At 42.7% G+C, this 20286-nt stretch carries 24 protein-coding genes and 1 other annotated feature; of the genes, 9 read left to right on the top strand and 15 right to left on the bottom strand.

The window, feature by feature from the left end:
• Nucleotides 1-419: 419 nt before the first annotated feature.
• Together A5868_RS14210 and A5868_RS14205 are read right to left on the bottom strand one after the other, a co-directional pair.
• Entirely contained in the window at nucleotides 420-1280 is an 861-nt protein-coding gene (locus A5868_RS14210; protein WP_010778834.1) for a LysM peptidoglycan-binding domain-containing protein, read from the bottom strand.
• Nucleotides 1281-1360: 80 nt separating this feature from the next.
• Nucleotides 1361-1921: a hypothetical protein gene (locus A5868_RS14205; protein WP_010778835.1), complete on the bottom strand. Its 561-nt coding sequence runs from the start codon at nucleotides 1919-1921 to the stop codon at nucleotides 1361-1363.
• Between the two features lie 168 nt (nucleotides 1922-2089).
• Here A5868_RS14205 and A5868_RS14200 point away from each other — a divergent pair, with 168 nt between their 5' ends.
• On the top strand, nucleotides 2090-2419 hold the full coding sequence (locus tag A5868_RS14200; RefSeq protein WP_010778836.1) for a helix-turn-helix domain-containing protein: 330 nt from the start codon (nucleotides 2090-2092) through the stop codon (nucleotides 2417-2419).
• Between the two features lie 103 nt (nucleotides 2420-2522).
• Here A5868_RS14200 and A5868_RS19085 read toward each other — a convergent pair whose 3' ends face one another.
• Nucleotides 2523-2699: a hypothetical protein gene (locus A5868_RS19085; RefSeq protein WP_176281349.1), complete on the bottom strand. Its 177-nt coding sequence runs from the start codon at nucleotides 2697-2699 to the stop codon at nucleotides 2523-2525.
• Between the two features lie 561 nt (nucleotides 2700-3260).
• On the opposite strand from A5868_RS19085, the gene A5868_RS14195 reads away from it, so the two are divergent.
• Nucleotides 3261-3932, top strand: a complete 672-nt coding sequence (locus A5868_RS14195) for an IS3 family transposase (RefSeq protein ID WP_086305312.1) — start codon at nucleotides 3261-3263, stop codon at nucleotides 3930-3932.
• Here the strand turns inward: A5868_RS14195 and A5868_RS18820 are convergent.
• A complete protein-coding gene (locus A5868_RS18820; protein WP_044926771.1) occupies nucleotides 3929-4321 on the bottom strand; it encodes a hypothetical protein in 393 nt (130 codons plus the stop codon). The two genes, A5868_RS14195 and A5868_RS18820, sit on opposite strands and share 4 nt — an antisense overlap.
• A 60-nt stretch (nucleotides 4322-4381) precedes the next feature.
• Between A5868_RS18820 and A5868_RS19380 the strand changes: the two genes are divergently transcribed.
• Nucleotides 4382-4474 carry a type I toxin-antitoxin system Fst family toxin gene (locus A5868_RS19380; protein ID WP_244265218.1) on the top strand — a complete coding sequence of 31 codons (93 nt, stop codon included), beginning with the start codon at nucleotides 4382-4384 and terminating at the stop codon, nucleotides 4472-4474.
• A 123-nt stretch (nucleotides 4475-4597) separates the two neighbouring features.
• Here A5868_RS19380 and trhA read toward each other — a convergent pair whose 3' ends face one another.
• Complete coding sequence (trhA, locus tag A5868_RS14185) at nucleotides 4598-5233, bottom strand: PAQR family membrane homeostasis protein TrhA (protein ID WP_086305311.1); 636 nt, start codon at nucleotides 5231-5233, stop codon at nucleotides 4598-4600.
• An 88-nt stretch (nucleotides 5234-5321) separates the two neighbouring features.
• Entirely contained in the window at nucleotides 5322-5609 is a 288-nt protein-coding gene (locus A5868_RS14180; protein ID WP_010778841.1) for a hypothetical protein, read from the bottom strand.
• Nucleotides 5610-5729: 120 nt separating this feature from the next.
• On the opposite strand from A5868_RS14180, the gene A5868_RS14175 reads away from it, so the two are divergent.
• A complete protein-coding gene (locus A5868_RS14175; RefSeq protein WP_086305310.1) occupies nucleotides 5730-7454 on the top strand; it encodes an ABC transporter ATP-binding protein in 1725 nt (574 codons plus the stop codon).
• Between the two features lie 57 nt (nucleotides 7455-7511).
• Here the strand turns inward: A5868_RS14175 and A5868_RS14170 are convergent, their stop codons facing one another.
• The 9 genes from A5868_RS14170 to A5868_RS14130 all read right to left on the bottom strand — a co-directional run bounded on the left by A5868_RS14170 (nucleotide 7512) and on the right by A5868_RS14130 (nucleotide 12641).
• Nucleotides 7512-7799, bottom strand: coding sequence for an ABC transporter permease subunit (locus A5868_RS14170; RefSeq protein ID WP_254908347.1), 288 nt, complete (start codon nucleotides 7797-7799; stop codon nucleotides 7512-7514).
• Between the two features lie 89 nt (nucleotides 7800-7888).
• Entirely contained in the window at nucleotides 7889-8167 is a 279-nt protein-coding gene (locus A5868_RS14165; RefSeq protein WP_086305308.1) for a type II toxin-antitoxin system RelE/ParE family toxin, read from the bottom strand.
• Entirely contained in the window at nucleotides 8154-8414 is a 261-nt protein-coding gene (locus A5868_RS14160) for a type II toxin-antitoxin system RelB/DinJ family antitoxin (RefSeq protein WP_086305307.1), read from the bottom strand. Before A5868_RS14160 ends, A5868_RS14165 begins: the two co-directional genes overlap by 14 nt.
• A gap of 403 nt (nucleotides 8415-8817) precedes the next feature.
• Nucleotides 8818-9105 (bottom strand): ABC transporter permease subunit, encoded by a 288-nt coding sequence (locus A5868_RS14155; protein WP_254908347.1) that lies wholly within the window; start codon nucleotides 9103-9105, stop codon nucleotides 8818-8820.
• An 89-nt stretch (nucleotides 9106-9194) separates the two neighbouring features.
• Nucleotides 9195-9473 (bottom strand): type II toxin-antitoxin system RelE/ParE family toxin, encoded by a 279-nt coding sequence (locus tag A5868_RS14150; protein WP_086305308.1) that lies wholly within the window; start codon nucleotides 9471-9473, stop codon nucleotides 9195-9197.
• The gene (locus A5868_RS14145) at nucleotides 9460-9720 is read right to left on the bottom strand and encodes a type II toxin-antitoxin system RelB/DinJ family antitoxin (protein WP_086305307.1); all 261 of its coding nucleotides are present in this window, start codon (nucleotides 9718-9720) and stop codon (nucleotides 9460-9462) included. Before A5868_RS14145 ends, A5868_RS14150 begins: the two co-directional genes overlap by 14 nt.
• Before the next feature lie 403 nt (nucleotides 9721-10123).
• Nucleotides 10124-10786, bottom strand: a complete 663-nt coding sequence (locus A5868_RS14140; RefSeq protein WP_010778845.1) for a methionine ABC transporter permease — start codon at nucleotides 10784-10786, stop codon at nucleotides 10124-10126.
• Nucleotides 10786-11799, bottom strand: coding sequence for a methionine ABC transporter ATP-binding protein (locus tag A5868_RS14135; protein ID WP_086305306.1), 1014 nt, complete (start codon nucleotides 11797-11799; stop codon nucleotides 10786-10788). The genes A5868_RS14140 and A5868_RS14135 overlap by 1 nt, the downstream gene beginning before the upstream one ends.
• A gap of 17 nt (nucleotides 11800-11816) precedes the next feature.
• Nucleotides 11817-12641, bottom strand: coding sequence for a MetQ/NlpA family ABC transporter substrate-binding protein (locus A5868_RS14130; RefSeq protein WP_044926769.1), 825 nt, complete (start codon nucleotides 12639-12641; stop codon nucleotides 11817-11819).
• Nucleotides 12642-12817: 176 nt separating this feature from the next.
• Nucleotides 12818-13050 (bottom strand) — a binding site (T-box leader).
• 213 nt (nucleotides 13051-13263) lie between these two features.
• Here A5868_RS14130 and A5868_RS14120 point away from each other — a divergent pair.
• The 5 genes from A5868_RS14120 to A5868_RS14100 all read left to right on the top strand — a co-directional run bounded on the left by A5868_RS14120 (nucleotide 13264) and on the right by A5868_RS14100 (nucleotide 20177).
• Entirely contained in the window at nucleotides 13264-14331 is a 1068-nt protein-coding gene (locus A5868_RS14120; RefSeq protein WP_086305417.1) for an iron-containing alcohol dehydrogenase family protein, read from the top strand.
• 1116 nt (nucleotides 14332-15447) lie between these two features.
• Nucleotides 15448-16296 carry a ParA family protein gene (locus A5868_RS14115; protein WP_086305304.1) on the top strand — a complete coding sequence of 283 codons (849 nt, stop codon included), beginning with the start codon at nucleotides 15448-15450 and terminating at the stop codon, nucleotides 16294-16296.
• A 12-nt stretch (nucleotides 16297-16308) separates the two neighbouring features.
• Nucleotides 16309-16851 carry a hypothetical protein gene (locus A5868_RS14110; RefSeq protein WP_010778850.1) on the top strand — a complete coding sequence of 181 codons (543 nt, stop codon included), beginning with the start codon at nucleotides 16309-16311 and terminating at the stop codon, nucleotides 16849-16851.
• Nucleotides 16852-17501: 650 nt separating this feature from the next.
• Entirely contained in the window at nucleotides 17502-18587 is a 1086-nt protein-coding gene (locus A5868_RS14105; RefSeq protein ID WP_086305303.1) for a replication initiator protein A, read from the top strand.
• A gap of 54 nt (nucleotides 18588-18641) precedes the next feature.
• Complete coding sequence (locus A5868_RS14100) at nucleotides 18642-20177, top strand: chloride channel protein (RefSeq protein ID WP_086305302.1); 1536 nt, start codon at nucleotides 18642-18644, stop codon at nucleotides 20175-20177.
• Nucleotides 20178-20286: the final 109 nt, after the last annotated feature.

Genomic DNA, 20286 nt, shown 5'->3' with positions numbered 1-20286 from the left:
CAAAATTCTGAGAACATGACAATTAATTTGCTGATCTATTTAAACTCAATTCTTGATAGGGTAGAACAAACCATCATTAATTACATCAAATTTATCCACTATCCTCGGTTTTTTATTGTTTTTTTATTCAATCAAATTGAAGAAAATGATCGTAAGAATAAGGCAGTAGAAATAAGCAATCTTAACTAATCCTATTCTCTTAGTAATACTTTGAAAAACCAATAAAAATAATTTTTCTCTATTTATTTAGGTAGTTCATTTAGTTCACATTAAGAAATAAATTCTTTTCTACTGATTAGATCTTTCATAAATCAACTAGAGAAAAACTGTGGGTACCATTCAAAAACTGAATGGCATCCACAGTCTAAACTATCTATTTTTTTAATATAGTATTTCTTATGAACAGTTAATGAGCGCGTCTACTCCCAGGACATTACGCCATAACTTCCTGTAATTCCTTGCATCAATAAATTGTCTGCGTACCCTTCAATAAAGGTAGTTGCTTCTGCTTCTGATGAAAACAAATGCGCTCCCTTTTCAATATTTGTTGATTGGTCATCCCCTTCGGAGACGTAATACCACACGGTATATTGAACTTGCGGCTCTGGTTTTGGTGTTGGTATCGGAGCAGGCGTTGGGTCTGGTGTTGGAGTGACATTTATTCCCTCTCCATCATTAGGGGTTCCATTAGACGAATTTTCATTGTTTGTTGATCCATTCCCCTTACTATCTTCAGTACCAGATGGTTTAGATGCACCAGTATCAGTCGATTCAACAGTAGATGGATTCTGTGTACCCGAAGCAGCATCTGTAACCTGTGAAGGCTGACTGACAGATTCACCAATTGGTTGATTAGGTACTACCTTATCCGCTTCAGTAATAGATTGTTGATCCGTTATGACACCATTTTGATTTTGAACAGTCACTACGTTACCTTCAAACACCAACTTGTTTCCTGCATAAATCAAATTGTAATTTCCAATGCCATTCAACGAAGCTAATTTGTCCATGGCAATGTTCGTTGCCAATGAAATACCGCTTAACGTGTCTCCCCAGACAATAGTATATTCTTTTTTCCCTTCAACATCTTTTTTGATTTGATCAATTGATCGTGCTTCCCATTTACCATCAGCTGCGGATGCCTTAGTGGACTGTATCCCAGCTAATAGAATCCCACTCAGTACTACTGGACTAATAAGTAAGCTCATTTTCATTTTTTTGTTTAAAAATCGTTTTTTCTCCATATTCTTCTTTTTCATTACATTCTTTCGTCTTTCCATAATTTCCTCCTTGAAATCCTATTAGTACAATCTATTCAGTAATCCAAAAGAATACCTGGATTTGAATATTCTTTACTCTGTTATTGCTTCATTTCATCACTAAATAAAGATGGTTTTCTCCCATTTTTTCTTAATTGTTTACACAATTTCTCTGATCTCATTTTGTATTGCTCAAGACCCATTTTATAGTGCTCTGATTTGACTTTTTGAACAGTCAACTCATTTCTCATAAAGTAGTTCATCCGTTCTAAATCATGAATCTTTTGTAAAAGTATTCTTTTCTCTATTCCCGCTAAGCTTTCACAACTGTCTTGACAGTCTTCACAAATTGTATATGTTTCATTATCAACCATAGTCTGTGCTACTGAATAACTACCACACCATTCACAAGTCATTTCACTTGCGAGTTCAGCTTTGTACAAAATTTGTTGAACTTCAGATGACATATCCTCTGATTTTCTTTCAATTGAAATTATTAGTGCACCATCCACTCGCTTTACATTTCTAATTGAATGTCCTAAGTCAGATAATTCTTTTTCAGCGGTAATTAAAATTGCGTACCATCCTCGACCAATTTTGTAACCGAAGCGAATATACGAAAGATGCTTCAACGTTTCATAGTTGATTGCGTGTTGATTCATAAGTCTCACTTCCTTCTAGATCTATTCTTAATATATCTATAGTATACCAATCTAAAACCAGAAGTCAACATATAGTGTTTTTTATAAAGCAAAAAACAACACTATAGTTAATACAAGTGATAATTTAATTGCTATAGAATTAGAAGAAACAGATGGAACTGGTGGAGTATGGAAGAATTAGATGCAGCAAAAATTGGTAAAAGAATTAGAGAGTTACGGAAAATAAAAAAATTGACTCAAGAAAAGTTAGCTGAAATATCAGGAGTAAGCGTTGTATTAATTGGAACACTTGAAACTAAAGGAAGAAATATCTCTATTGAAACATTAGTTAAATTACTTGATGGACTAAATGTTAGCTTTATTGAATTTTTTTCTGCTTTCGAGTCAACTGAAAATGACACAGCAAACTTGATTGAATTACTTTCACGATCAAACAATAAAAAGGACTATATAGATGTATTTACCAAAATATTGAAAATGGAATCTAGTGATATTTGAATTGCTTTACTTATAAGTTCTTAATACGCAACTAATAACTACCGTTTTTTTATCCATTCAACCTTCAAACAGCTTGCTCGAGTGTACTGAGAGAGCTGTTTTTTTACTCTTCAGCTTTTGCCCCGTCTATTATTCTTGAAAGATCTTCGAGTTGAATATCCTCTCCTTCAGTTTCAACAAATTGTAGCGTGACTTCGACATCATAGGGAGGCTCAACCTCTGAGAGGTCAAAAGATTCCCTGTCGCTATCGAATAATACCGTCTCTTCTTCTTCATCCAAGATGTCTTCTGAGACTGTTTCTTTGGATATAGGATAGAAGTTGAGACAGATTTTGAGAGAAGGTAAACTAATCTCAAAGTAAGGTGTCTCGTTATGCCAAAACGCTACACAAAAGAATTTAAAGAAACGATTTTAGAGTTGCACAAACAAGGAAAATCAGTACGACAATTATTCTTAGAATATGAAGTTGGATATTTTACTATTACTAAAGTGGGTTCAAGGTACAACCAGAATAAGTCCTGCCGGACTTACTCCCGACGAAGCTAAAGCTTTAAAAAAACAATTAAAAGAAAAAGACGAGGAACTCCTTATCTTAAAAAAGGCACTCGGCCTGTTGGCAAAGAAATAGAAATCATTGAATTCATAAGTCAAGAATGCAAAGCAGACCATCACAGTGTGTCAAAAATGTGTCGTCTGCTGGGCATATCTAGAGCTGTGTACTATCGTAAAATTAATCCGACCCTCTCCAAAAGAGCTAACGAACAAGCTTTGTTGGATCGTCGAGTCCTCCGTGTCTACCACGAAAGTGGTCGTGTCTGCGGTGCTGGGAAAATTCATTGAATACTCGCACAAAACTATTCAGACTATCGAAAAATCAGCACGAAATGTATTCAGAGATCAACGAGGCGTCAAAAGATCCAATCTATTGTCATTAAGAAATTCAAAGTAGGTAAGCCTGCCAAGATACTCTTGAAAAACTATCAAAATTTATTGAAACAAGATTTTTCCACTACTAGGTTGAATCAGAAATGGGTAGCTGATATCACATACATCCATACGTTAGACGATGGATGGTGCTATCTTTCAACTATCAAGGACCTTCATTCAAGAAAAATTATCGGTTATCACTTTGATCGTAATATGACGACTGTTATTGTAGGAAAAGCCCTTGAGGACGCTGTTTCAAATAGAAATGTTGAAAATGGGCTGATTTTGCATACCGATTTAGGGTCGCAGTATACAAGTAATGAATATAAAGAACGGCTGAAAGAATTAACTATCACCCATTCCTACAGCCTTAAAGGCTGTCCCTACGATAACGCAGGAATTGAATCATTCCATGCATTATTGAAGAAAGAATATGTGTACCAACGACCAACATATCAAACTTTTGAAGAAGCAAGGCGACAAATTTTCAGTTACGTTCAAGGATTTCATAACAACCGCAGAATTCACAGTGCTTTAGCCTATCTGTCTCCGGTTGAATTTGAGAAAAAGATACTGGCTGCTTAACATAAAAAATCTCTCGTAAAAAGTGTCTTAGCTATTGACTCTAATCCAGCTACCGAGGGCACAGACGTCGTGGACACGTCTGAAGAGCAAGCGGCTTCTGAGACATCTGCTGCGAAAGGACCTGTATTTTCGACAATCCCGGGAGCTAATTCGCCAATTCGCCAAACGTCATTAATAGTACCTGCACCACCCATCGGAAATGAACACCTCGCATCTGGTACGAGCCAGATGCCCCCTCCCGTGGCTGTGGAACAGGCCCCTTCGATACAGCAATCAGAACCGCCGCCTTCACCCTCACGCAGTCGAAGAGGCTTGCTTTCTCGACTGCTCCGCAAGAAACAGTGGGAATAACTCGCCGTATAAATAGGCGCGTCTCTTTGAACGGACATCTTTTTACGCAGGGCTCATCGCTCTTGGCAGCACCCCCACTGTGAAAGGAGGTAATCTGCTTGAGCGAACTGACCCGCTATCTACTCGCCCCGATCGTCATGGGCGTGATCGTTGCCCTCTTCAACCATTGGCTGAGGGGCCGCGATCCATAACGAAGCTGCCTGCGTTTTTTTATCTTATTGCCGCAGGTATTCTTCATAAAAAAAATGATGATCCCTTTGACAGGAATCATCATTTTTTGGCTGCCTTTTTTTAAATAGAAGGCGGCTATTTTCTTATAGATAGATCGAGAAGAACATCAGCATCGCACCCAGCATCACGAATAAGTGCCAGACCACGTGCATATACCGGCGGTTTTTCATGCTGTAGAAAAGCGACCCTACGGTATAGGCGACACCGCCTGCGACTAGCAGCAATAACCCCTTCAGCCCGACACTGTGGTACAGGCTTGGCAGAGCGATCACGACGGCCCACCCCATCACGTTATATATAATAGTAGAAAGCTTCGACACCGATTTGACTTTGCTTAGCGTCAGGCTTTTGCAGACAATGCCTACGATCGCCGCCAGCCAGATCACACTCAGCAGCACGATCCCGATCGTCCCTTTGATATAGAGCAGGCAGTAAGGCGTGTAGGTCCCTGCGATCAATAAATAGATGGAGCAATGATCGAAGACTTGAAAGACTTTCTTGGCTTTCGTAAAGATCAAACTGTGGTACAACGTCGATGCTAAGAACAGCAGCAGCAGCGAGACCCCGTAAATAATGAAGGACACATAATGCAGCTCGCTAGTGGCCTTCCCCAACAAAAAAACAAACCCAATAATGCTCAAAACGACGCCCACTCCATGCGTCACGGCATTTAATACTTCATTTGTGATTAAATATTTTCGGTTGTACTGTGTCTCCATTTCGTTATCACCTCAGTTGATTTATTAAAGATACTATATCATGGTTAACAAGATAATTCAATCTAGTTTTTAAAACTAGATGTTAAATTTACCCTAAGATAATGCCGTTATCTGCTAACTTGTACCCAAAAACCAACAAGTCTCCTGCATAAATCTCTGCTTCCTTTGCCTCATTCAATACCTTGATCAACCCTGCGACGGTCAATAGTTCCTTTGGCTGCTTCGTCAAAAGGATCTTTCCTTCTTCCACCTTCACCTCGATCCGATTCGTCAGCTTTTTCCCATCGGCAATAAAAACATAGGTATACGAAGACAACTGCTTCAATTCGCCTTCCGCATCTACTTGAATGGCCGTCAATAAATCTTTGGCTTTCATGACATCCCCTCCTCTTTTATTATAACGTAAAACAAAACGATCGCGGGTTTTGTTATAATCGAGGGACTAAAGGATTCGGGAGTCTCCCACTCCTTAGAAAACTATGTAAGGAGAGAGAAGATGTCTAAACAGATTACGCGCTTTTTCAGCTACTATCGTCCCTATAAGAAATTATTCCTATTAGATTTTACCTGCGCAGTTTTTGCGGGCTTATTGGAGCTGGCCTTTCCTGTCGCGGTCAATCAGGTGATCGACAAAATCATGCCTAAAGGGGAGTTCCGCACGATTTTGCTGGCTTGCTTTGCCCTTTTGCTGTTTTATGTACTGAATACGGTGCTGCAATACATCGTGGTCTTTTTTGGTCACAAGCTGGGGGTCAATATCGAGACGGATATGCGGCGGGAATTGTTTGCCCACCTTCAGACGCAGCCCTATGAATATTACGACAATCAAAAAACGGGGAAGCTCATCAGCCGCTTGACGACGGATCTTTTTGAGATTTCCGAGGTGGCGCATCATGGGCCGGAGGACGTGTTCATCACCATCATGACCTTGCTGGGGGCATTTTTATTGATGCTTCAGAGCCATGTGAAGCTGGCGTTGGCGACCTTTGCGTTATTGCCGCTGATCACGCTGGCACTCGTGTTCTTCAATAAGAAGATGACCTCGGTCAATAACCGGATCTATGAGGACATCGGGGAGTTTAATGCGGGGGTGGAGGCGTCGGTGAGCGGGATTCGCGTGACGCAGTCCTTTGCCAATGAGGAGCATGAATTTCATCGCTTCGGCGGGTTAAGTGACGCGTACCGTAAATCAAAGATCGTCTTTTATCGTTTGATGGCGGTCAGTTCTTCCTATAATTACTTTTTGATTCGCTTGATCAATCTCTTCACGCTGATCTTTGGTTCGTATTACGTGATTCAGGGAGAATTGACGAATGGGCAGTTTGTCGGGTTCATCCTGCTGGCCAATGTCTTTGTCCGACCGATCGAAAAGGTCAATACCATGATCGAGAGCTACCCAAAAGGGATCGCGGGGTTCACCCGTTTGACCGAGGAGCTGGACAAGCAGCCGGCCATCGCGGATCGTCCGACGGCGCAGGCAGTCACTGAGCTGTCTGGGGACATTCGGTATGACGACGTGTCCTTTTCTTATGCGGACGGCAAAAAGGTGCTCCACCACATCGACCTCCACATCCAGCCGGGAGAAACGGTGGCGTTTGTCGGGCAGAGCGGCTCTGGGAAGACGACGCTTTGCAACCTGCTGCCGCGTTTTTACGAGGTCACCGAGGGGCGGATCACGATTGACGGGATGGATATTCGCGATATGACGCTGGCTTCTTTGCGGAGTCAGATCGGGATCGTCCAGCAGGATGTCTTTCTGTTTCCCGGCAGTATTCGGGAAAATATCGCCTATGGCCGTTTGGAAGCCACGGAGGAAGAGATTCTGGCTGCCGCTTCGATGGCTCATTTGGATGGCGTTTTCGCCCAGATGCCGGAGGGAATCGACACCCAGATCGGGGAACGAGGCGTCAAGCTGTCTGGCGGACAAAAGCAGCGGGTCGCCATTGCTCGGATGTTTCTAAAAAATCCGCCGATCTTGATTTTGGATGAAGCGACCTCTGCGTTGGATACGGAAACGGAGCAGGTGATCCAAAAATCGCTGAATACCTTGGCAAAGGGACGGACGACCATGATCATCGCCCACCGCCTCGCGTCAATCAAGCATGCCACACGCATCGTCGTGGTGAGCGCAGATGGGATCGTCGAACAAGGCACCCACGAAGCCTTGATGGCAAAGGGCGGCGCCTATCTCGCTCTGTACGACGCACAATTCAGAAGCTAAAAAAGTCTGTCTACCACCCCATAAGCGGTGTGTAGACAGACTTTTTTTGCGTTCTCGTTAACTGCGGTCCAAGCTTTTCGCCACGGTATTGCCTAAGGACTGTACGATCTGGACCAAGACGATCAAGAGGATGATCGTCGTGTACATCACCGCCGGCTCGTTTCTTAAAAAGCCGTATTGGTAGGCGATGTTGCCTAGTCCGCCGGCGCCGACCAAGCCCGCCATCGCGGTAGCGCCGATCAGCCCGATCATGGCGATCGTCAAGCCGCGAATGATCCCGCCTCGTGCTTCTCTCAGCAGCACATCGCGATAGCGCGATAGATTTTGTGACGGGTTTATTGACACGAAAATGACCAAGATTTTAAAAAATGAGTCACTAAAAATAGTGTACAGAAACGGACCATTTTCTGTACACCTGAATACCATTTTTTAGATTACAAAAGTTCATCATGGCTTCCTGTTCTTGTCATAGTTAAGATAATATTTTTGTCATCAATCTTATAAATCAATAACCAGTCTTTATCTAAATGCAGCTCTCTATAGCCTTTCCAGTTTCCTTTTAGAGCGTGATCTCTATATTTTCTTCTTAATTGTTCTTGATTATTTGTGACGAGCAACTTAACTACTTTTTCCAACTTTCTCATATCGTAGTGTTTTTTCATCATTCTTTTGAAATCTTTTTTGAATATGGACGTGTACTCAATCTTCAGCATCCAGCTTCTCCATCAATTCTTCTACTGAATCAACCTTTGTTGTCAATCCGTTTTCAACCTCATAGCGAGCGATAACGTTCTCAATCGGTTCTCTACTTGGTTGGAAAGGTAAACGTTGTTCTCGCACACTTTGCTTTAAAAAGATTGTAACAGCTGTAGTTAAATCCATTCCCATATCGTTGTAAACTTCTTTTGCTTGCTCTTTCAGATCGCCATCAATCCGAATATTCAGTCGTGACATAGTCATGAAATCACTTCCTTCCTTTAGAGAAAGTATACCATTTTTGTGATTACGTTGGCAACACATTGGGATATGCGATGTTCTATTCTTAGTTCTATCTTATCGTTGGAAGTTGCTGCCTTAGCAAGCAACAATAACAATCCTTCACTTGCGGTAGTAACGTACTTATGATTTTATTGATTGTTCATTTGATAGTCGTTTTGTTCAGTTGCAGCAGGCGGCCAGTTCTATTTTTGAGTATCACGTTTTTTTCGATACCATCTGCGATCATTAATAGACCGTTCACTCCCCATTCTATCCTTTTCAACCAACAGATTCGAGTTAATTACGACGCACAATTCAGAAGCTAACAAAAAGTCTGTCTACCACCTCATAAGCGGTGTGTAGACAGGCTTTTTTTGCGTTCTCGTTAACTGCGGTCCAAGCTTTTCGCCACGGTATTGCCTAAGGACTGTACGATCTGGACCAAGACGATCAAGAGGATGATCGTCGTGTACATCACCGCCGGCTCGTTTCTTAAAAAGCCGTATTGGTAGGCGATGTTGCCTAGTCCGCCGGCGCCGACCAAGCCCGCCATCGCGGTAGCGCCGATCAGCCCGATCATGGCGATCGTCAAGCCGCGAATGATCCCGCCTCGTGCTTCTCTCAGCAGCACATCGCGATAGCGCGATAGATTTTGTGACGGGTTTATTGACACGAAAATGACCAAGATTTTAAAAAATGAGTCACTAAAAATAGTGTACAGAAACGGACCATTTTCTGTACACCTGAATACCATTTTTTAGATTACAAAAGTTCATCATGGCTTCCTGTTCTTGTCATAGTTAAGATAATATTTTTGTCATCAATCTTATAAATCAATAACCAGTCTTTATCTAAATGCAGCTCTCTATAGCCTTTCCAGTTTCCTTTTAGAGCGTGATCTCTATATTTTCTTCTTAATTGTTCTTGATTATTTGTGACGAGCAACTTAACTACTTTTTCCAACTTTCTCATATCGTAGTGTTTTTTCATCATTCTTTTGAAATCTTTTTTGAATATGGACGTGTACTCAATCTTCAGCATCCAGCTTCTCCATCAATTCTTCTACTGAATCAACCTTTGTTGTCAATCCGTTTTCAACCTCATAGCGAGCGATAACGTTCTCAATCGGTTCTCTACTTGGTTGGAAAGGTAAACGTTGTTCTCGCACACTTTGCTTTAAAAAGATTGTAACAGCTGTAGTTAAATCCATTCCCATATCGTTGTAAACTTCTTTTGCTTGCTCTTTCAGATCGCCATCAATCCGAATATTCAGTCGTGACATAGTCATGAAATCACTTCCTTCCTTTAGAGAAAGTATACCATTTTTGTGATTACGTTGGCAACACATTGGGATATGCGATGTTCTATTCTTAGTTCTATCTTATCGTTGGAAGTTGCTGCCTTAGCAAGCAACAATAACAATCCTTCACTTGCGGTAGTAACGTACTTATGATTTTATTGATTGTTCATTTGATAGTCGTTTTGTTCAGTTGCAGCAGGCGGCCAGTTCTATTTTTGAGTATCACGTTTTTTTCGATACCATCTGCGATCATTAATAGACCGTTCACTCCCCATTCTATCCTTTTCAACCAACAGATTCGAGTTAATTACGACGCACAATTCAGAAGCTAACAAAAAGTCTGTCTACCACCTCATAAGCGGTGTGTAGACAGGCTTTTTTTGCGTTCTCGTTAACTGCGGTCCAAGCTTTTCGCCACGGTATTGCCTAAGGACTGTACGATCTGGACCAAGACGATCAAGAGGATGATCGTCGTGTACATTACCGCCGGCTCGTTTCTTAAAAAGCCGTATTGGTAGGCGATGCTCCCTAGTCCGCCGGCGCCGACCAAGCCCGCCATCGCAGTAGCGCCGATCAGACCGATCATGGCGATCGTCAAGCCGCGAATGATCCCGCCTCGTGCTTCTCTCAGCAGCACGCCGCGGATGATATGGAAATGACTGATCCCCATGGCTTGATACGCCTCGATCACGCCGCCGTCCACCTCTAGTAAGGACGTTTCCACCAAACGGGCCAAATACGGCGCCGTATAGATGATCAGCGGCAGCAAGACACCCTGCACTCCGATCGTGGTCCCTACCAGAAATTTCGTCAACGGCAAAATCAGAAACAATAGAATAATAAAGGGCAACGAACGCAGCACATTGATGACGCTGTTTAAGATTGAATAGAGGGGAAGATTGCTGTTTAGTCCTCCAGGGCGCGCGATGACCAGCAGGACTCCTAGTGGGATGCCGATCAAAATAGACAACCCCAGCGCGACACACACCATGACGAGGGTCTGCCCCAACCCTTCAAGGACGACCTGCCCCCATTGACTCCAAAATGCACTCATTAGATAACCTCCTCGATTAGTACCCCTTGGCTTTTGATGTAGGTTTTGGCGGACTGAAAATCAGCTTCTGTCCCGCCGTCAAACTGCACCAGCAACTGTCCATGACGTTTTTCTTTTAAATACCCGATGTTGCCGCTAAGGATGTTCGGGCTCAATTGGAAGTCTTTCGCTACTCGAGCCAACACAGGCTCCGTGGCTTCCTCTCCGATAAATTGCAGCTGAACGAGCCGCCCGCTGCCCTTATAGGCCGCTAAGACCTCCGCTGGGACGTTGTAGCCGTCGTTTGCACCAATGAATCGCTTCGTCGTCTCTTCTTGCGGACGGGTGAAGAGATCGATCACTGGACCGGCCTCCACGATTCGGCCATCCTCCATCACCGCCACACGGTCACAGATTCGCTGCACCACATCGATCTCGTGGGTGATCAGAAAGATCGTGATCCCCAGCTCCTGATTGATCTTCGTCAATAGCGTCAGGATCGACTCAGTCGTTTCCGGGTCCAACGCACTGGTGGCTTCGTCAGACAGAAGGATCTCCGGTTCATGGGCCAGGGCGCGGGCGATCGCCACCCGCTGCCGCTGCCCGCCAGATAATTGCGCCGGGTAATTCTCCTTGCGATCCGTCAAGCCGACAAGGTCCAAGTATTTCTCCACCCGTTTGGCGATGACATCCTTTGGCACCCCTTCTAATTTCAGCGGCTTGGCGATATTTTCGTAGACGGTCGCCGTTGACAAGAGATTGTAGCCTTGAAAAATCATCCCGATCTTTCGTCTAGTTAACAATAATTCTTTTTTGTTAAGCTCTCGTAAATTTTGACCATTGATCAAAATGTCTCCAGTGGTGGGCGGCTCTAAAAAATTGATCATACGGATCAGGGTGGATTTCCCTGCCCCTGAATAGCCGACAACGCCGAAGATCTCCCCTTTTTCAATCGTCAAATCCACGTCCTTCACCGCTTCGATCAGGCGTTTTTTCTGCTGAAAGACCTTGGATACCTTTTTCAGTTCAATCATGCGACCTCTCCTCCTGTTTAAAACGCTGGTACAACCGAACCTTTAAACTTCTCTTCGATAAATTTCTTCGTTTCGTCTGAATAATAGTATTTCTTTATTTCTTTGATGATCTTGTCGTCTTTGTTCTCTGTCCGTACCGCAAACACGTTGTAATTCGGGTTGTCCTTCAAGGGTTCATGGTAGATGGCGTCGTCGTTGATCGTCAGCCCCGCACCAAAAGCGAAGTTCGTGTTGATGGCTGCGGCGGTCAGTTCTCCTAATTGTGACGGGATCTGAGACGCTTCTAATTCGACGATCTCAATGTCTTTCGGATTCTCCGCAACGTCGTTCTTCGTTGCTTTGACCTCTACCCCGTCCTTCAGCTTCAAGACGCCGGCTTTTTCAAGCAATTTCAACGCCCGATACTCGTTGGTCGGGTCATTGGGGACACCGATCTTGTCCCCCTTTTGAAGTTTACTTAAATCAGAAATCTTTTTAGAGTAAACCCCTAATGGGAAGGCAACTGTTTTAAAGGCCTGCTCGATCTTGTAATCCTTGTCCTTCACCTGCTGCTCTAAAAACGAAAGTGTCTGGTAGCTGTTGCCGTCCAGATCCCCGTCATTCAAGGCTGTATTCGGCGTATTATAATCATCAAAGCTCTTGATATCAATCTCGATGCCGTCCTTTTTCGCTTGCTTGGCGACCTCTTCTAAAATCTCCTGATGGGGCCCCGAAGTCACGCCGATCGTGACCTTTTTCTCATCTAAAGGTTTCGCTTCCCCTTTTGATCCGCAGCCTGCCAATACCCCGCTCACGGTCAATGCCGCAACACCTAATAAAATTGCTTTTCCTAGTTTTTTCATCATCATTTCCTCCTGAGTTGTTTGTTTCGGATGCTCCCGCAACGAGTCGCACCTACACACGCCTTTAGACGCTCCTGTTTAGCTGTCTAATGCTTGCCTATCCTGCGAATCGCTGCTAGGCCATCCTGCATTTTGCCAAAGAAAAAAAGCCCGCCCTCTCCCCACACTATGTGCGGGAAAAGGACGAGCTTGCTCGCGATACCACCTTCATTTGCAACAGTCTCACAACTATTGCCTCAACAAGTACGATCATACTTGAGCGTTGTTAACGAGCGCTGCCCCGTCAGTACCTACGTATCGGCACTGCCATTCAGAGACCATTTTCTAAATCTGCCCACATATCCGCTCTCACCTGCCCGGACTCTCTTTGATGCGTTTCGATCTATACTTTTCTCTTCATCACGTTTCTTTGTTTCGCAAATTGATAAATCGTATCTTACAGGTCAAAAAGAAAACTGTCAACACTTTTTTATCATCAAAAGCACATTTGACTTTCATTTTCACAAAGCATAAACTAGTTGAAATCTCACTTTTACCAAATTTTTGAGCAAGTGAGGAAAAAATCGTACGTTCATCCATTCAGGAGACCATGTTTCCTATGTTCAAAAAAGGAGTTGATTCAATGGATATCACCACGGAAGTGCGCCCTGGCGCCAATCGCTACGTTAGCGGCGAAGGCATTCTTCAAGACCTTCCCAGCTATTTCGTCGGATTTAAAAAGATCTCTATTATCACAGGGGAAAAATCCTCTGAAGCATTCAGAAAGTATTACCGCCAAGAATTGCACTATCCTACCTATCGCTATGACGGGACCTCTAGCCATGAAAATGCGGTCGCCCTCGCAGAAGAGATCGAGCAGGCAGAATTGATCGTCGCCATTGGGGCGGGGCGTGTGATCGACACTGCCAAAATGGTGGCAGAAGAGCTCAACGCCGAGCTTTTAGTGATCCCGACGCTCATTTCAAACTGTGCACCCTTTACACCTATCGTTGCGGTTTACCGTCCCGATCGGACCTTCAAGGCGATGGGCTTCATGACGCGCGCGCCCTTCCTGACCATCGTGGATTCAAAATTCTTACTTGCGACGCCGAAGGATTATTTTGTGGCAGGTGTCGGCGATACCTTGGCGAAATGGTACGAGATCGAAGGCATCACACGACGACTGCCAGAAGACGAAAAGTCGGCTTATGTCAGTCTTGGAATCGCCTGTGCCAAAGCCATTCAGGAGCTGCTTTTAAGAGACGCGATCCCCGCGATCCAAGACCTTCAAAACCGCAAAGCCTCCCCTGCCTTTAGTCGTGTTACCGATGCGATCATTGGTCTGGCAGGCGAAACCGGCGGATTTGCTGCATCCTTTGGACGATCCGCGGGCGCCCACGCGATCCATGACGGCCTCTCCTATTTAGAGAGTACCCACGAGCAGCTTCATGGGAAGAAAGTCGCTTACGGTATTTTGGTGCAATTAGCCCATACGAAGGACATTGAAGAGATTCTTACTCTGAGACCCTTCTATGAAGCCGCCGGTTTGCCGATGAAACTAAAGGAATTGAACGTGCTAGATACCTCTAAAGAAGCACTGACTCCTGTCATCGATCATGCCGCTTCTGCCAATGAAACCTTCAATATGGTCGATCCTGCAATCACCTTTGACGACATTTATCAAGCGATCCAAACCGTCGAATCCTTATAAAGTTTACTTTAAAAGTCTAGAGAAATTTTTCTAGGCTTTTTTTGCGGTTTACTTTTATATTTTGAAGTTTACTTTTAATTTATATAATATGAAAAGTTTACCTTAAATGATTCCCTTTATGAAGGTGATAATTGAGGTTAACTGTTAATCTTAGTATGAATAATCATTGCTAATTAGTTTACTTTATTTATCATCATTTAGGTTTACCTTTTATATTGAAGTTTACTGTATTAGATGTGTTTTGCTGCTGTAAAATTCAGTTTACTTTAATTGATTTATAAAAGGTTTACTGTAAATTTTTCTCTCTTAATTGCTTTAGTTGCAGTCCATGTTTTGAAGTATACCTTATTTAATTAAGTTGCAATAGACAGTTTACCTTAAATATTTTGTTTTAAGTAAACTGTATTTACGTATAACAAAAGGTTTACTTTAATCATTAAAGGTTTACCTAAACAAGTTGTATTTGAGTTTACTACAATAAAATACGTTTAAGTTTACTTTTTAGGTTTAATGTTTACTTTAATTTAACCTCGAAAAGTTTACCTTATTGTTTGCAATAGAGTTTACTTTATTTACGTTCTATTTGAAGTACACTTTATTTTTGCATTACCTATTAAGGTTTACCTTTGAATACTAAGTTTACTTTAATAAAATGATATACAGTAAACCTTATCTTATAGAGTATACTTTAAATTAGGGTAAATTCTAAATGACGTTTACTTAAATATAATATCAGGTAAACTTCAATAGAGTTAAAGTATACTTTATTTAGATTTAATCACTGTTATAACAACAATCTTCTATTCTAAAGGTTTACCTTTATCTATATAGAGTAAACTTTGATTGCAGTAAACGTTTACTCTATTATTTTAATAAGGTAAACTTCCATATATTAAAGTAAACTTTGAATCGATAAACTAAGTTTACTTTTATTCCGTATAAGAAGTTTACCTTTATTATTTATTGCAGTTTACTCTAATAGCAATCAATACGGTTTACTTTAGTTCGATCCTTATTTATAGTTTACCTCATTTTAACTATTTGTAGTAAACCGTATTGCTATTTAGATTTTTATATAGTAAACTTTAATTGAGAAATTAGGATTGGAGAATGTGTATGGCTAAAAAAGCTGAGACCTATGTTGTAGGAAATTTTAAGGGGGGCGTTGGTAAATCGACGACCGTTCAAATGCTGTCATTTGAGAGTGCCTTCCGAAAAGATCGAAAAACACTCGTGATCGATTTAGACCCTCAGGGGAATACCAGTGACGTGTTGTCCTTAACAGCAGAAAATTTTGGAAACAAAGAATTGCCCGATGAATTTGATGCAACGATTTGGGAAGCGGTTCGTTCAGGGGACATTCAATCGTCTATCTATAATATTATGCCGAATTTAGATTTGATCCCAGCGAATATCTCATTTTCTGATTTTCCAGATTATATGATCGAACGCTACCCAGGAGACAAGCTCTCTCAATTCAAATACATGGAAGAATTGATCGAACCGCTGAAGCGCATTTACGACGTGATCTATATCGATGTGCCTCCGACGATCAGCACGTATTCAAATGCGGCGATGTATGTGGCGGAATACGTTATCGTCATTCTGCAAACACAAGTAAAATCCTTAAAAGGGGCCCAAAACTACATTGATTACATGAATTTCTTCATTGATCAATACGACACAGACCTTGAAGTTGTAGGGATCGTGCCCTTCATGATGCAGAAACGGGATTCTGTTGACCAAGAAATCTATACCGCAGCAAGAGACATCTATGGTGCCCATCTGTTGGACACAGTCGTGCTAAATCAAAGCCGTTTGAAACGCTATGATGGGTCTGGAATTACCTATGATATCAACAAAAATGGCAAAGTTGAGCAGTGGGACAAGCGTGCACACGAGGTTTTCGTCAATATTTTGGATGAAATTGATGAACACCGCCTCATATTGAGCGGTGAAGAGTAGGGGAGACGTTGAATGGCGAAAAAAATGAAGCTAGATTCGCTTTTAACGGCGAACAAAAAAAATAAGGGCATTGAAAAAATGTCTGAATACTCCAATCAAGACAAAGAGGAGAAGAAGCCCAGCTCTCAAGACCTCTTAGCAAACCGAACGCTGAGTCCAGAAACGGACTTTCGGCGCTCCGCACTCCATGACGAATCGCGACACTTAAATGAACGAACACCTATAATAGAAGAACATCCGTCGCAGGCACATGATACCGAGGCAGGGAAGAGGGGACGGAAGCGTCAATACTACGATCCTCGTCTGAAAGCCTTGGAAATGCAAAAAATCTCGGCCCGAACCAAGATTCGGATGCAAAATTTGATCAATGCGAAGTTTGACGGCTACACGCCAGACAAGATGATCGACTTTTTATACGACTATTATCTTGAAAAAGGGCTCTCCAGAGACGACCGAAACTTCCTGAATCAGCTTGAAGAAGCCTCTATGGAGGAGTATAAAGAGAAGCCGAAGTATCAGAAATTATTCAAAGAATTAGAAAACAATGAGAATTAAATACAAAAAAAGTAAACCGTAATGCTCTTTATCTCCTGCATTATGGTTTACTTTTTTTAAAGTTATTCAGTATTTCAGTTTACCTTTATTATCATAAGTTTTCTTTAAAAGTTTACTTTTGAAAAACGGATCGCTTCTTTCCGCGAGCTGTGGATAACTATTAAACGCCTTATCCACATTACTTTTTATCCACATTCTTGTTTTGAACAAGGGAGTCGATTGCCTTATTTAGAGTTTACCAAAACTACTTTTATATCCTTTAATAAAGTAAACCTTAATAGTTTTTATTCTTGTATTATAGTAAACCTTAAAATTCTTTATAAACATATTAAAAGTTTACTCTAAAAAATGTTGTTTGGAAATCGCTTTACAATAGGGTTTCAATCCATTATTCTAGACATGTAGAAAAAAACGAAAAAAAGAGTCTAAAGATTTGGCGATCTTTAAACTCAAAGGTTTGAGCTAATTTTGGCGAATTAGCCTGTCACATTTTAGATAAACGTTTAAGGGTTAGAAAAATTGGTGTTTGCCTAACCTCTATTAAGTATACCATATTTTGGTAACTTTCTCAATCCTCTATCTGGTGACAGTATCCATTCCTTTAAAACTTTCGCTACGCATTTGAAAGTATCTATAGGAGGTTCTTTGTCATGTCCACAAACTTAGACAATACCATGACCGCAACCAATTTGCCCAACGGCAATTATATCCCCATCGATTTGAATTTAATCAATAATCCACAGTATAAAACGCTCTCTATTGAAGCGATGATGCTTCATGCCTTGTACACGATGCGCATGACGTGCAGTATCTATAATGGACAAAAAGACGGAAGTTGGCTTGATGAAGCTGGTCTTCCTTACATCTATTTTTCCAATGAAGAGGCTGCGGCCTTGTTGCGGGTATCGGAACGCAAGATCACTAATTTGAAAACAGACTTGGCAAAGGCTGGCTTGATCCAGGTTCTTCGTCATGGACTGAAAAATTATCGGATCTATGTTTCCAATCCCAAAGCACCTGAAAAAAATGTCGTCGTTCAATTGTCCTTCAAGAATTATACCCGCAGCAAAACGATCGTACCTGTGGAAAACGATACACCGAAAAAAGCAGCGGAGTTATCCACTGTGGATAGAGAAGCAGAATCTGCGTCTCCGAGCTCGCAAGATTTGCTTACAAGTACACAAAAACAATTAGCAAAACAAACCACAAGAGCAACAAATGTAACAGGCACGTTGCCCAAAAATGACGTTGTTTCGTTGGATCAAAATCTGATCGACGGCTTGGCGGCTCGCTATGCCCATGTCTTGCCACAACAGGCGTTCCAACGGTTTCTCCCTTTCTGTAACGGGGATTACCGCAAGGCACGCTGGTTTGTCGACACGATCTTCAAGGCGAAGTATGCCAGCACGCAACAGTATATTCAGGCAGGCTTGCCGGCAGAGGCAGAGGTTCTGACCTTTGAACACAACACGTATTTCAAAACAGACATCGGTGACGCGATCGCAAAAGCCATCGAGCAAATGTACCGCTACAAGACCGTCCGAAACCCAGAAGGCTTCTTCTTTGCCTTCATGAAGGGCTTCTTTACGGAAAAGACACGTCAATACCTGGTCGATCATTATGAGCTGACGCCAGACTTGAATCGGACCCTGTCCTCTGTTCAACAGACGCTGCAGAAGAAAAATGCGTCTTCTTTGCTGCAAAAATCAGAAAAAGTAGTGAAAAAGGTCTCCTAAGAGCCACAACCTTTGTTATAATGTAGCGGAGTCTATCAGAGAAAGGTTAATGTTATGAATAAGTTTAAACTCGCACTTTTTGGCTACAGTGGGCTCTTAGGCCTCGCGGTGGGGGTCATTGTAGCTTTGTTTATGGGATTTGCGGAGATCGGGCATCAGCTTTTATGGCAAAAGCTGCCTGCGTTGATCGGGAATCCGCGCTTTTATCCTTTGATCCTTTGTACCATCGGGGGTGTGGCGATCGGCTTTTTTGTGAAAGCATTTGGGCGATACCCGCGAACCCTGCAGGAATCCTTTACGGAATACCACGAAACACAACGAATTGATTATCATGATGGAAAAATCGTCCGAAATTTATTGGGTTCCCTGATCGTCTTGCTTTTTGGCGCAAGCTTGGGACCTGAGGCGGCGTTGATCGCGATTATCGGCGGCTTGGTGACATATGTTGCAGACAGGCGAAAGATCGCGGGGAGTCAGCGCACAGATCTGATCGAGTTTGGGATCGGCACCTCTTTAGGGGTGATCTTTATGACGCCGCTCTTTGGGGTCGGACGTTCGGTGGAGCGTGACGATTGGCAGGTCGTGACAGAAAGCAAGCTGAAGAAATATGTCTTGTATATTTTTACGACGTTTACTGGATTTATCGGGTACCTTTTGGCGTATGGTCTGTTTCCGAATCAGGAGCAGGTCTTCGCGATCCGCAGGCTGGAGGGAAGCTTTACGTGGCAAGGTCTCTTGCTCGTCATTCCCATGATCATATTGGGCGCGTTGTTCGGAAAGTTCTTCCTAGTGCTTCAGGACAAAAGCGACCAGTTGAACCAACGGATTCGCAATCCGATTCCTTTAGCCATCTTTGCGGGGATCGTATTGGGTGTTTTAGGAATGATCTCTCCTTATTTCTTGTTTTCCGGGGAGCATAATTTATTGTCCTTTACTCGTCAGGCGGAAACGATGAGCTTTCTCATCTTGCTGCTGATCGGTTTTGGAAAAGTCGGGATCACGATGTTCTGCTTGGCCTGCAACTGGCGCGGCGGAACGATCTTTCCCATGATTTTTGCCAGTATTGCAGTAGGCTTGGCTTTTGCCAATCTTTTTCCTTATTCGCCGGGCTTATTGGTGGCTGTCTTTACCGCTAGCGCCTGTGCCGTGATTTTGAAGCAACCGTTGGCGACGGCCTGCTTGTTCCTATTGCTGTTTCCTGTGGAGCTGTTCCTATGGATCTGGTTGGCAGGGTATCTGGGCAATCTGTTTTTACAGCGGCTGCCTTTTTTCCACGAAGAACAAACCATCAATACCTTCAAGCTGCCTGAGCTTCCAAAGCGGACAAAGGCACCTAAAAAGAAAAAAGAAGAGACCTCTGTGGCAAAAAGAGACGTTTCAGAATTAAGAAAAGCGGCGGCACGTAAACAGGCTGCGGCAACAGAAACGCAACCAAAAGTAGCGGAGCCGAAAAAAGAACTCTTGGTACGCAAAGACGTTCAAAAGGACGAACGGAAGTCCCGTGAGACCCCGAGAACTCAAGCTTCGCCGCGTACAAGAGAGCTTACGGACGCACCGCGAACACGTTCGAGTCGTCACAAAAGAAAATAACGAAAAGGGGAGACCGTCGAAGGGGCGATCTGCCCTTTTCTTTTTTGTCCTTTTTTTGAAAGCGTTGACCAACGTTACATTGACTGCTACTCTATGTTATAGAAGAGGA

The organism is Enterococcus sp. 12F9_DIV0723 (assembly GCF_002174375.1).
GTDB classification, from domain to species: domain Bacteria; phylum Bacillota; class Bacilli; order Lactobacillales; family Enterococcaceae; genus Enterococcus_A; species Enterococcus_A gilvus.
Note: the sequence above shows the minus strand (reverse complement) of the source record. Positions and strands in the feature narration are given on the sequence as shown.

What these genes read in the sequence shown, in the direction of transcription:
- A5868_RS14210 (WP_010778834.1), bottom strand. Translation starts at nt 1,280, where the DNA reads ATGGAAAGACGAAAGAATGTAATGAAAAAGAAGAATATGGAGAAAAAA.
- A5868_RS14205 (WP_010778835.1), bottom strand. Translation starts at nt 1,921, where the DNA reads ATGAATCAACACGCAATCAACTATGAAACGTTGAAGCATCTTTCGTAT.
- A5868_RS14200 (WP_010778836.1), top strand. Translation starts at nt 2,090, where the DNA reads ATGGAAGAATTAGATGCAGCAAAAATTGGTAAAAGAATTAGAGAGTTA.
- A5868_RS18820 (WP_044926771.1), bottom strand. Translation starts at nt 4,321, where the DNA reads ATGTCCGTTCAAAGAGACGCGCCTATTTATACGGCGAGTTATTCCCAC.
- trhA (WP_086305311.1), bottom strand. Translation starts at nt 5,233, where the DNA reads ATGGAGACACAGTACAACCGAAAATATTTAATCACAAATGAAGTATTA.
- A5868_RS14180 (WP_010778841.1), bottom strand. Translation starts at nt 5,609, where the DNA reads ATGAAAGCCAAAGATTTATTGACGGCCATTCAAGTAGATGCGGAAGGC.
- A5868_RS14175 (WP_086305310.1), top strand. Translation starts at nt 5,730, where the DNA reads ATGTCTAAACAGATTACGCGCTTTTTCAGCTACTATCGTCCCTATAAG.
- A5868_RS14165 (WP_086305308.1), bottom strand. Translation starts at nt 8,167, where the DNA reads ATGCTGAAGATTGAGTACACGTCCATATTCAAAAAAGATTTCAAAAGA.
- A5868_RS14160 (WP_086305307.1), bottom strand. Translation starts at nt 8,414, where the DNA reads ATGACTATGTCACGACTGAATATTCGGATTGATGGCGATCTGAAAGAG.
- A5868_RS14150 (WP_086305308.1), bottom strand. Translation starts at nt 9,473, where the DNA reads ATGCTGAAGATTGAGTACACGTCCATATTCAAAAAAGATTTCAAAAGA.
- A5868_RS14145 (WP_086305307.1), bottom strand. Translation starts at nt 9,720, where the DNA reads ATGACTATGTCACGACTGAATATTCGGATTGATGGCGATCTGAAAGAG.
- A5868_RS14140 (WP_010778845.1), bottom strand. Translation starts at nt 10,786, where the DNA reads ATGAGTGCATTTTGGAGTCAATGGGGGCAGGTCGTCCTTGAAGGGTTG.
- A5868_RS14135 (WP_086305306.1), bottom strand. Translation starts at nt 11,799, where the DNA reads ATGATTGAACTGAAAAAGGTATCCAAGGTCTTTCAGCAGAAAAAACGC.
- A5868_RS14130 (WP_044926769.1), bottom strand. Translation starts at nt 12,641, where the DNA reads ATGAAAAAACTAGGAAAAGCAATTTTATTAGGTGTTGCGGCATTGACC.
- A5868_RS14120 (WP_086305417.1), top strand. Translation starts at nt 13,264, where the DNA reads ATGGATATCACCACGGAAGTGCGCCCTGGCGCCAATCGCTACGTTAGC.
- A5868_RS14115 (WP_086305304.1), top strand. Translation starts at nt 15,448, where the DNA reads ATGGCTAAAAAAGCTGAGACCTATGTTGTAGGAAATTTTAAGGGGGGC.
- A5868_RS14110 (WP_010778850.1), top strand. Translation starts at nt 16,309, where the DNA reads ATGGCGAAAAAAATGAAGCTAGATTCGCTTTTAACGGCGAACAAAAAA.
- A5868_RS14105 (WP_086305303.1), top strand. Translation starts at nt 17,502, where the DNA reads ATGTCCACAAACTTAGACAATACCATGACCGCAACCAATTTGCCCAAC.
- A5868_RS14100 (WP_086305302.1), top strand. Translation starts at nt 18,642, where the DNA reads ATGAATAAGTTTAAACTCGCACTTTTTGGCTACAGTGGGCTCTTAGGC.